Source organism: Shewanella sp. 125m-7, from assembly GCF_052977045.1.
In genome coordinates this window covers 22,881-33,887 of the sequence record NZ_JBRILQ010000048.1, presented here as the reverse complement: position 1 = coordinate 33,887, position 11,007 = coordinate 22,881, and the positions used below count along the sequence as shown (strand labels likewise).

Sequence of the window (11,007 nt, the reverse complement as noted above, 5' to 3'; positions counted from 1 at the left end):
AAATCCCCACCAGAATACTGGTAGGGATTATCTTTCATCTGCAGGATCGGTCAAGTCCTCTTAAACGATCGGCATTGCTATTGATAGTGTCTTTTTTATTTTTAGTGCTAAGCCATCTACTTTCGTCGCTGGATTAAACTCATGTCGACAATTGTTTAATCATAAAGTGCTTACAACCTGTTTTAGGATAGGCCTGTTGTGTCCACTTTAGTTGATAGCCACGTTTTTCATAAAACGGTTTAGCTTGAAAGTTTAGGGTATCTAAAATCGCAGAGCAGCAGCCGCGACCTAAGGCGATAGCTTCAGCCTTAGTCAGTAGTTGATGGCCAATATTTTGCCCTCGCAAACTCTCATCGACCCATAGATTGTCGATCATCAACCAATTGCCGAAGGTTCTACCAGAAAAACCCGCGAGTAATTGACCATCTTCCGCTTCTAATTTTAAGCCTAAAGGCAGCCTTTCAGACACTTCCCAATGTTGCCAATTAAATTCTACGATTTTGCGTTTAACTGCATCGGCAAATTCATCGCTGTCATCTACAACAAACTGAGCCCTGTTGGTCATCAATCATGCCTCGGTGTTATTAGCAGCTGCTTAGTATTTAGCTGCACATTAAGGCCACTACGCTACCCTAAACCTCGTCCAAATTACAAGCTCGTATAGAGGACGGGGACGGCCGTAAAATCCCGTTGTGATTAAACTTTATGCAGTTCTTCCTGTTGTCATCGCCTGATATTGGTTATGGATTGAGGTATGGGGTACACTAGCCGCCTTTATCGGCTAATAGACCTTTATTCATGGAAACTTTTTACAGTTTATACCCTGCGTTTAAGCACCTGCATATGACACTTATCGCGACTAGCGTATTGTTTTTCTTAGTCCGTTTTGTACTGCATTTACGTCAATCGCCAGTCCTACAAAAGAAAGTGATTAAAATTGCGCCTCACGTAATCGACACCTTGTTGCTGCTTTCTGGCCTGGTTCTGTGTTTCCAAATTCAGCAGTATCCGTTTGTTGATCCTTGGTTGACCGAAAAGTTAGGTGCCGTTGCCGCTTACATCGTGTTGGCAACAATAGCGCTTAAAGCGAATCGTGGTACCTTATTTAAAGTATTTGCAGCCTTAGGCGCCATCGGTTGGGTCGTTTATGCGGCTAAACTGGCGATGTTTAAGCAAGCGGTGTTATTGGGTTAATGACTGATTTAACACTAAATGACTCAATACAACTTCCTGAGACGGCATTTGAAATTGCTGAGCATTTAGGCTTTTCAAAAGCTAAAAATGCTAACTGGGCTTGGCTAGAGTTAGCTGGCTCAGTATTGAGCTTTTATGTGGTTGATAGGCACGAGCGTTTAAATGGACTGCTTAAATGGTTCTATAACGATTTAGGCTTTTGTACTCGTGAAGCTTACTACAGCGCAGAGTCTGCTGACTTAGGTAAATGCTTAACATCAAGACAGGGTAATAGCACAACGCTAGCAACAGTATTAATGTTACTGGCAAAACAGTTAGATCTTAAATTGGACTTACTGCTATTGCCTGGGCAAACGGTACTTTGTAGCCAAATTGATGATGTTATTCGTTATATTGACCCGCTTAACGGCGTAGAGTTGACTAAACATCAGTTACACGTGTTTGTTCGCGGTGAGCTAGGTAACGCGGCTAAGTTCAAACCGAGTTATTTAAAGCCTGCGAGCATAAAACGGATTATTTCAAGAATGCTACATGAGATGAAAGCCGGCAGTATTCTCGCGCATGAGTTTGAGCCCGCAATGGAGTGTTGTAACTTATTGCTTCAGTGGCACAGTGATGATTTAAACCTAAATCGTGAGCGCGCATTTATCGCACAACAATTAGGTTGTATTAGTGTGGCTGCAGCGGACTTAACTCATTTTGTGGAAAACAGTCCGCACGATCCGGTGATAGAACTGGTGAAGATGCAATTAAAAGAACTTAAAGAGGAAGTTGAAACTTTCCATTAAGTATCACAATAGGGCCTTTACGGGCCCTTTTGTGTTGATAATGCTGCTGTAATGCAGGGTTATGGTTTTAACATAGAGCGCGCTCTGGCAAACAGGGCATCTAAGCGCCGTCATAAAATAATAAAATATATAAAGTAACACCAACAAATTGGAATTTAAGAATAATAATTAGGCAAAGCATTGCCAATATTAAGGGGATAGAGTTCATGAGTAGTACAGATTCAGTAACCACTGCGCTGGTGACGAATGACGCTACCGCATTAGGTATTTTGGCGGTAGTGCTTGGTTTTGTATTTTATACCAGTAATAGCAGTAATGCGTTTTGGAAGAAGTTCTATACTTTCGTTCCGGCTTTGCTGATGTGTTATTTCTTACCATCGTTATTAAATACCTTCGATATCATCGATGGTAATACCTCGCAGCTGTACTTTGTGGCATCGCGATACCTGCTACCAGCCTGTTTAGTGTTATTGATTTTGAGTGTCGATTTAAAGGCGATTCTTTCTTTAGGGCCGAAGGCGATTATCATGTTCCTCACCGGAACGGTGGGGATTGTAATTGGTGGCCCAATTGCCTTGTTAATTGTGTCGGCCATAAACCCTGAAATATTAGGGGTTACAGGCCCAGACGCAGTGTGGCGTGGCATGACTACCCTTGCGGGGAGCTGGATTGGCGGCGGCGCTAACCAAGCCGCAATGAAAGAAATTTATGATGTAGGCGGTGATATTTTCTCAATCATGGTGACCGTAGACGTTATCGTGGCGAATATCTGGATGGCTGTCCTGCTGTTTATGGCGTCAAAAGCGAAAGAGATCGATGCGAAAACCGGTGCTGATACGACGGCACTCGAAGCGCTGAAAGATAAAGTTGAAAAGTATCATGCCGAGAATGCGCGTATTCCTAGCTTGAGTGACTTGATGATGATTGTAGCGATAGGCTTTGGTGTCACTGGCCTTGCTCATATCGTCGCTGATTTATTGGGGCCATTCTTTGAAGCCAATTATCCGTGGACTCGAGATTACAGCCTAACCTCTAAGTTTTTCTGGTTAATCGTCACGGTAACAACCATAGGCTTAATCTTGTCGTTTACACGAGTACGACATATTGAAGCGGCGGGAGCTTCAAAAGTCGCGACAGCATTCTTGTACATTCTTGTGGCAACCATTGGTCTGCACATGGATGTTTCAAAGTTGGCCGACCCTGATAACCTTTGGTATTTTGCCATCGGTATCATTTGGATGTTAGTGCATGCAAGCTTCATGCTGATCGTCGCCAAGGTTATTAAGGCGCCGCTGTTCTATATGGCAGTGGGTAGCCAGGCTAACGTTGGTGGCGCGGCATCAGCACCCGTTGTGGCTGCGGCATTTCATCCTGCATTAGCGCCAGTAGGTGTGCTACTTGCGGTATTAGGCTATGCTTTAGGCACTTATATGGCATGGATTTGCGGCCAAATTTTACAAGCTGTGGCGACTTAACGCGACAGTAACACCTAGTTGATTAATGCCAAGGCATAGGCCTTGGCTCACGAAGAGAGAAGAGATTGATGAGCAATAAAATCATTAGTTTAGGTTCGATTGAAATCGCAAACGATAAGCCTTTTGTGCTGTTTGGCGGAATGAACGTACTTGAGTCACGCGATTTGGCAATGCAAATTGCAGAAACCTATGCCGAAATTACTCAAAAGCTAGGGATCCCTTATGTTTTTAAGGCTTCTTTCGATAAAGCCAACCGCTCATCAGTAAACTCTTACCGTGGCCCAGGCATGGAAGAAGGCTTAAAGATTTTTGAAGAAATTAAGTCTACCTTTAATCTGCCTTTGATTACCGATGTCCATGAAATTTACCAGTGTGCACCTGTAGCTGAAGTGGTTGATATTATCCAGCTACCGGCTTTCTTGGCTCGTCAAACCGATCTCGTTGTCGCTATGGCTAAAACCGGCGCGATCATTAACGTGAAAAAGCCGCAGTTCCTAGCACCACACGAGATGCGTCATATCATCACTAAGTTTAATGAAGCTGGTAACGACAATATTATTCTTTGTGAGCGTGGTTCAAGCTTCGGTTACAACAACCTAGTTGTTGATATGCTAGGTATGGATGAGATGAAGCAAACGGGCTACCCAGTGATCTTTGATGCGACTCACGCATTGCAGCGCCCTGGTGGACGTAGTGACAGTGCCGGTGGACGCCGCGCTCAAGCAACTGAGCTTGCCCGCAGTGGTATGGCACTTGGTTTGGCGGGTTTGTTTATTGAAGCGCATCCCGATCCTGATAACGCTAAGTGCGATGGCCCCTGTGCATTGCCACTAAATCAGTTAGAAAATTATCTAACACAGATGAAGGCGGTTGATGATCTGGTTAAGTCATTCGATCCAATCGATACGAGTAAATAAGCGCTAAGCATTTTGCGCTGATTGTTGGTCGCTAAATAAATTAAAGCCCTGCACCTCGTCAGGGTTTTATTGTTTTTAGCGACACGATTTAAGTTTAAATACAGACTAAGTCTTTATTCTAGTAGGTTATAAAAAAATACTTGATGTTATGTCATGCAATGAGCCAGGGGTTGGTTAATAGCATGACGGCATATGAGAAAACAGACAAATAGGTTGAATGATGAACACAGATAAACAGGCGCTTGTAGATGAAGGGCCGCAAGGAATGCTAGGTAAAGCATTAGACGGCATTGAAAGGGTGGGTAACAAGCTTCCCGATCCCGCAATGTTATTTTTGATTTTGATGTTTGCAGTATGGGCGCTGTCTGCGCTGCTATCGGGCGTGAGTTTTGATGCCATTGACCCAACCACGAATTCTCCAATTGTGGTTCATAACCTGTTAACCGCAGAAGCGCTAACTAAGTTCTTAACTTCAATGGTAACGACTTTCACTGCGTTCGCCCCATTAGGCGTAGTATTGGTTGCCATGTTGGGTGTGGGGGTTGCTGAACATTCAGGTTTTATTAACACTGCGCTCAAGCGCATGTTAAAAATCACTCCTGCTAAATTTTTAACGCCGGCTGTTGTCTTGGTTGGTATTATCTCCCATACCGCAACTGATGCGGGCTATGTGGTGGTTATTCCACTTGCAGGAGTGATTTTCTTCACCGTTGGCCGCCATCCTCTTGCGGGTATTGCCGCGGCGTTTGCCGGTGTGTCGGGTGGTTTCTGTGCCAACTTTATTCCTTCAGGTATTGACCCATTATTACAGAGCTTTACCCAGGCGGCAGCGCAAATTGTTGACCCCACAATTGAAGTCAACCCTCTGAACAACTGGTTCTTCGCCGCATCCTCTTGTATTCCTATTACACTGATTATCTGGTATTTAACTGATAAAGTGTTAGAGCCACGTCTAAATCGGACGCATAAGGTTAATCGTGAAGAGGTGGATCTTCCTGCGATGGAAGAGGAAAAACCACTCGAGATTAAAGCGTTCCGTATCGCAACGTTAGTCATGGTAGTGGCAATTGCCGCCTTTTTCTCGTTAACCGTGCCTGAGACTTCAACGCTGCGAGATGGGAATGGCTCCTTGACGAGCTTTAAAGCGCCTTTGATGCAGTCAATTGTGCCACTCATCTTCATATTCTTTATGTTGCCTGGCCTAGTATATGGTTATATGACCGGTGCCTTTAAAACGTCGGGAGATGTGGTGCAGGCGATGTCTAAATCGATGAGTGGTATGTCTCATTACATCGTGATGGCCTTTTTCTGTGCGCAATTTGTGGCGGCATTTTCTGCGTCTAACTTAGGTGCATTAATCGCTGTTGAGGGGGCGGGTGGTCTTAAAGCTCTGAACCTTCCAGCAGAAATTACCGTTGTGGGTATGATTGTTCTGGTTGGCTTTGTGAACCTGTTTGTTGGTTCATCATCAGCTAAGTGGGCATTGATTGGCCCGGTGTTAGTGCCAATGTTGATGCAACTTAATATTAGCCCAGACTTATCGCAAGCGGCTTACCGCGTGGGTGATTCAAGCTCGAATATCATTACGCCTCTTATGCCTTATTTCCCATTGGTGGTGGTTTACTGCCAGCGCTATGTGAAGAACATTGGTATCGGTACGCTGATCTCTATGATGTTACCGTTTAGCTTAGCGTTAATGTCGATATGGAGTGTGTGGTTGCTAGCCTACTGGGCGTTAGGCTTCCCGCTAGGCTTAGGTGCTAGTTACACCTACGGGCTATAACGCTCTAGTTTCTTAGCGTTTAGCGAGCTAAATTACCGTAATGAATAAGGGCAACGTATCGACGTTGCCCTTTTTGTTCGCTCGGCTTTGCCACTGCTTCACACTATCACCAAGCATTATTTTCAATATCTAATACTAATCGCCCTAAGGTTGCCATCTACAGGCATAATAACGTTTTTGATTTGGGCGCTTACCTGCATGACATGGATTTTATTCACCTTTTTAGCAGCATCTATGCAGGCGTGGCGCAATGCCTTTCAAAGCCAGCTGAGTAAAGATGTTAATATTGCAGGCGTGACCTTAGCGCGCTTTATTTGGGCGACACCTATCGCAATAGCCTATCTGGCAGGGCTATATATTTGGAAACCCGTGGGTTTACCCTTTATTACGCTTAAATTTAGTGCCTATGTATTAGGCGCGTCTGCGATGCAAATTATAGCCACTGCCTTGATGGTGAAGTTGTTTAAGATGAAAAACTTTGCCGTAGGGGCTGGGCTTGCTAAGAGTGAAGCGTTAGTCGCGGCGATGCTAGGCGTGCTTTTTTTCGGTACTCACTTATCACTGCTTGGTTGGATAGGCGTGCTGATTGGCGGTATTGCCGTGTTTATGATGAGTAGCAAGCAAGGCGTTAAGCAACTGTCGTTATCAACCGTCTTACTTGGCCTCGCTTGCGGCACCGCTTTTGCGCTAACCTCTTTATGGGTGCGAGAAGCCAGCCTTAGCTTAGATCTGCCGTTCCCGCACAGAGCTGCCTGGGTGCTGCTGTTTGTGGTTGCTATTCAGACGGTGGTATTGCTTATTTACTCATATACCGTCGACAAAAATACCATTGATGGTCTGCTACAAAGACCAAAGCTAACACTGCTGACCAGTACCACGAGTTGTTTAGGGTCAATCGGTTGGTTTAGCGCCATGTCTTTACAAGCCGTGCCTTACGTTAAAACCTTAGGCCAAATAGAGGTGTTTTTTACGTTGCTGATTGCTACATTCTGGTTAAAGGATAAGGTGAAAATCAAAGATATGATGGGGCTTCTTCTTATTGCCGTTGCGGCCATAATGGTGATGTGGGGTTAGTTGGTACTAACAACACAAGGTTCTAATATTATGTTAGAAGGTTAAACTCAGGCATTATATTCAAGACTTGGATGCGAGAGCTGATTTACTGAGCTTAATTGATAGTTGGGCGCATAATACCCCAAGGGTTGCGCCCGCAATAAGATCGCCAAGAAAGTGGTAATTTTGCCCTAATTGCCCAGTAACCGCGCCTAACATAGCTAATAACCATAACCAATACAGTTTTGGCAAGCGCCACCAAAATACGCTGACTAATGCGAAAGTAAATAGGGCGTGCCCTGATGGAAAAGAGTTATAGGCCGTCCCCAGAGTAAAAGGGTGAAACCCTTCGACGCCATTATGGATCCAGGACGGGTTACTGCCAGCTTGAGTATAAATCCAGGTTTCAGGCCAAGTTCGGCCAAATATAAATTTAGCGCTGACTCTGATGATGCTGGCAAAAATTAAGGTTAGTACCAAAGTGAGCGCCATCCTGGCCAGTTTTTTACGCCAGGTGGGATTTAAGCAAGCAAGAATAATGATCCCTGCGAGACATTCGAACAGTAGCGGCATTTGACTGAGAGGCTTAAAGATGACACTAGCATCAAGATTATTGTGCATCCAAGTGGATATTGGACGGTCTAAAAACAGCACGCTAAATATAATGCTACTTATTGCAGCTAGGTACATCCATACACAGCGACGTAATGAAAAGGCTTGGTGCTGGATGAATGGGGTGCTACCTGAGGATACTCGGTGCTTATCTGCTTGATTCATTTATGCATAGGGCTTGAATAGAGTTGTTGAGAGTGTATGGACTAGTTGGCCTAACTACAAGCTCATGTGAACAGCAGGCATAATGGCAGCCGATGTAAAGGGGGAGGGTTGAGCTATTCATTTAAGCGGATAGCCTGTTGCTAGAAGAAAATATCAACTTCTAACGGCTATTCGTGTGGTTCATTTTTCTTCGAGGCTCTCATTGCTATCGCTATGCAAATGCCTGCGCCGCCCCAAGTTATAAGTAGCGCCAATACCATCATTATTATCGCAGCAGTACTCATAATTTGGGTTCCTTATCTTGCTTAGTACGTGATATCAAACTGATAAAAATGGATGCGAATAACATCACTGCGATAAGCCCCCAGCCGAGAAGTAGCTGGTCGGCAATAGGGTAATCACCATAGCCATTAGTGAGTGTATTAGTAAGATTTTTAACTAATAACATTGCCAACATGATTGGGCTGATAAATCGTAGACAAATGACAAGCCAATGACCCACACTAAACTCACTACATTGGTTAGCATACTCACGGATATCGGCAATATTAAATAACCATGCAACAATGATTAGCTCGATCAAACAGCTTGATAATAAGGCGATGTTATTAATAAAGTAATCGACAAGGTCGAGCAATAATAAGCCGCCGTGACTCGAAAAAACCATCGAGATAACAAAGCCTGTTCCGCAAACCAATAACGCAGCTTTTTTTCTCGATATGGCCAACTTATCGATGACAGCAGATACCACGGCTTCAATAATCGAGATGTGTGAACTTATGCCTGCCACGACCAATGCGAGGAAAAACAGCGGTCCAAGAATATAAGGGATAGGGAGTATATTAATTGCAGCGGGTATAGTGACAAAGGCTAAACCGACTCCAGATGAAACAACATCAGTGATGGGCTTAGCTTGCTCCGCAGCCATATAGCCTAAGACGGCGAAGATCATAATACCGCTTAACGTTGAGAAGCCACAGTTAATCAAAACGGTCATGAAAGCGTTATTATTAATATCTGACTTTTCAGGTAAATAGCTTGAGTAGGCCAACATAATTGCAAAACCGACACTCAAAGAAAAAAATATCTGTCCGTAAGCTGCTGACCAAACGCTTGCATTTAAAATCATACTGAAGTCGGGTTTAAAGAGGTAATTGAGTCCTTCCATAGCACCGGGAAGAAACACTATGCGGCCAATGAATACCAGCACCATAATAAACAGCAACGGCATCATTATTTTGCTAGCTCGTTCGATGCCAGCTTTTACTCCGCTATACACCGCAAGGGTTGTGATGCTCCAAGCGATAGCCATTGGAATCGCAATATGAAATTGAATAGCGCCTAATTTTGTTGGCGAGTTGTCTTTAACTTGTAGGTATTCATTAAAAAAAAAGGCGTTAGTATCAGTGCCCCAGCTTTGACTAACAGAGAAGACTAAATAGGAGATAGCCCAGCCAATAATTGCAACATAGTAGATAGCGATAACCGCAGCAATAAATACTTGAAACCAGCCCAGCCACTCTAGCCTAAAACCTAACGATGAGCCCAGCTTTGCGAATATAGTCGGTGCTGCGCTGCGATATTTATGTCCTAAACTAAACTCCATTATCATAAAAGGGATGCCGGCTGTGAGCATGGCAAATAGATAGGGAATGAAAAAGGCGCCACCGCCATTTTCGTATGCCATATAAGGGAAACGCCAAATATTACCTAAGCCGATGGCTGAGCCAACAGCGGCGAGAATAAAGCCAGTCCTAGAATTCCATTGCTCTCTTTGCATTGGTTGCGCCTGTCTTTCTCCAACTACACAATTGTAAGTTGGGCCAACAGAGTTAATTTTAGTCAGCTTTGAAGATCTTGCTTAATCGAAGGGCTTTTACTTTATGAAATAACTACTTTGTTAACATTGCCATACAGTCTGTTGCGGAGGAGATTAAATGAACTTAGTCCGCTTAGGATGCGGCCTATAGTTAGTTGAACCGGCATCATTTAAGTCATTACAGCTATAGCTAGCTAAAGCCTGCTTCTAAATGCCTAACTTGCTCTACCAGCGAGAGGTTATAAGGCGTATTCATGTTATGTGCTTTTGCCCTCGTTACAACAAAGCCGTTTATTGCGCTTATTTCCGTTGGTCGTTGCTGGCTGATATCTTGATGCATAGAAGAGAAATTTTGCGCCGTGAGTTCTATAACCTGATATACACGCTCAATCAAATGACTAAACTCTAGGTCGATGCCATCGGCTGCTGCCACGTTAACCAGTTCATCGACTGCGTTGTAGATAATGTCGTGATATTTGGGGTTGGCAAGCTCGCCATTGGTACAGTTATAGATAGCTGTTAAGGGGTTTATCGTGACATTGACCGCTAGTTTTTGCCACAGAAGAGGCAAAATTTCGTCATACCAATCACTTTGAGGGATGGCGTTAAGTAACAGCGTTTTAAGCTTAGGGTTTATGCTTGCGGCTTGTACTTGGTTTAACTCAGTCGCTCGATAGGGACCCAATTGCGTCAGTCCAATCCCCGTTTGCTTTACATGCCATTTGTCGAGCCTTAGCGCCCCTTGCGAGGTTGTGCCGAGGCTTAAGCCCCGTCCTGCAAGTGTGGGGGCTACTTCAATATGTGGACCCATACCATTGTGCAGTAAGAGAATATGAGCACTCTTAGATAAACGGGGTAATACCACATTAAGCGCAGATGTGACTTGGTAGGCTTTTACGCAAACGATTAATAGTTCTGTGTCGGCTAAGCTTTTATCGTAATCCGCTTGGCCAATAAATTTAGCGTCACGGGTTATTTGCAGCTTGTTATAGGCAGTAAAACTTAGTGGCAAAATAGTCGACTTCGCGTCACGACTGATGAAATTTAATCGGTCGCTGGGCCGAATACTGGTTTGCTCACCTTGTATGCTTAGCGCATTAGCAAGTTGATGATAAATGAGCTGGCCAATAGCTCCAGCACCTAAAATTGTGATTTGTTTCAGATTTTTTTTTGCGACAGATGGCATAGACATTTTTAGCTT

11 protein-coding genes are annotated in these 11,007 nt (G+C 44.1%); 6 read left to right on the top strand and 5 right to left on the bottom strand.

All coding sequences use genetic code 11. The annotated features are described in order from the left end of the window. Positions 1–139: 139 nt before the first annotated feature. Positions 140–565: a GNAT family N-acetyltransferase gene (locus ACVBIL_RS17915; RefSeq protein WP_447168314.1), complete on the bottom strand. Its 426-nt coding sequence runs from the start codon at positions 563–565 to the stop codon at positions 140–142. Positions 566–798: 233 nt separating this feature from the next. Between ACVBIL_RS17915 and ACVBIL_RS17910 the strand changes: the two genes are divergently transcribed. The 6 genes from ACVBIL_RS17910 to ACVBIL_RS17885 all read left to right on the top strand — a co-directional run bounded on the left by ACVBIL_RS17910 (position 799) and on the right by ACVBIL_RS17885 (position 7,231). Next, a complete protein-coding gene (locus ACVBIL_RS17910) occupies positions 799–1,194 on the top strand; it encodes a SirB2 family protein (protein WP_447168313.1) in 396 nt (131 codons plus the stop codon). Continuing rightward, entirely contained in the window at positions 1,194–1,982 is a 789-nt protein-coding gene (locus ACVBIL_RS17905) for a transglutaminase family protein (protein ID WP_447168312.1), read from the top strand. The genes ACVBIL_RS17910 and ACVBIL_RS17905 overlap by 1 nt, the downstream gene beginning before the upstream one ends. A gap of 206 nt (positions 1,983–2,188) precedes the next feature. Beyond that, positions 2,189–3,457 carry a DUF819 family protein gene (locus tag ACVBIL_RS17900; protein ID WP_447168311.1) on the top strand — a complete coding sequence of 423 codons (1,269 nt, stop codon included), beginning with the start codon at positions 2,189–2,191 and terminating at the stop codon, positions 3,455–3,457. A 68-nt stretch (positions 3,458–3,525) separates the two neighbouring features. Further along, entirely contained in the window at positions 3,526–4,374 is an 849-nt protein-coding gene (gene kdsA, locus ACVBIL_RS17895; RefSeq protein WP_447168310.1) for a 3-deoxy-8-phosphooctulonate synthase, read from the top strand. 220 nt (positions 4,375–4,594) lie between these two features. Next, positions 4,595–6,157 (top strand): AbgT family transporter, encoded by a 1,563-nt coding sequence (locus ACVBIL_RS17890; RefSeq protein WP_447168309.1) that lies wholly within the window; start codon positions 4,595–4,597, stop codon positions 6,155–6,157. A 198-nt stretch (positions 6,158–6,355) separates the two neighbouring features. After that, positions 6,356–7,231 carry a multidrug transporter gene (locus ACVBIL_RS17885; protein WP_447168308.1) on the top strand — a complete coding sequence of 292 codons (876 nt, stop codon included), beginning with the start codon at positions 6,356–6,358 and terminating at the stop codon, positions 7,229–7,231. A gap of 60 nt (positions 7,232–7,291) precedes the next feature. Here ACVBIL_RS17885 and ACVBIL_RS17880 read toward each other — a convergent pair whose 3' ends face one another. The 4 genes from ACVBIL_RS17880 to ACVBIL_RS17865 all read right to left on the bottom strand — a co-directional run bounded on the left by ACVBIL_RS17880 (position 7,292) and on the right by ACVBIL_RS17865 (position 10,998). Beyond that, positions 7,292–7,987 carry a phosphatase PAP2 family protein gene (locus ACVBIL_RS17880; protein ID WP_447168307.1) on the bottom strand — a complete coding sequence of 232 codons (696 nt, stop codon included), beginning with the start codon at positions 7,985–7,987 and terminating at the stop codon, positions 7,292–7,294. Positions 7,988–8,154: 167 nt separating this feature from the next. Next, on the bottom strand, positions 8,155–8,247 hold the full coding sequence (locus tag ACVBIL_RS17875) for a MetS family NSS transporter small subunit (RefSeq protein ID WP_447168317.1): 93 nt from the start codon (positions 8,245–8,247) through the stop codon (positions 8,155–8,157). 20 nt (positions 8,248–8,267) lie between these two features. Beyond that, entirely contained in the window at positions 8,268–9,767 is a 1,500-nt protein-coding gene (locus ACVBIL_RS17870) for a sodium-dependent transporter (RefSeq protein ID WP_447168306.1), read from the bottom strand. Between the two features lie 229 nt (positions 9,768–9,996). Beyond that, positions 9,997–10,998 (bottom strand): ketopantoate reductase family protein, encoded by a 1,002-nt coding sequence (locus ACVBIL_RS17865; protein ID WP_447168305.1) that lies wholly within the window; start codon positions 10,996–10,998, stop codon positions 9,997–9,999. Positions 10,999–11,007: the final 9 nt, after the last annotated feature.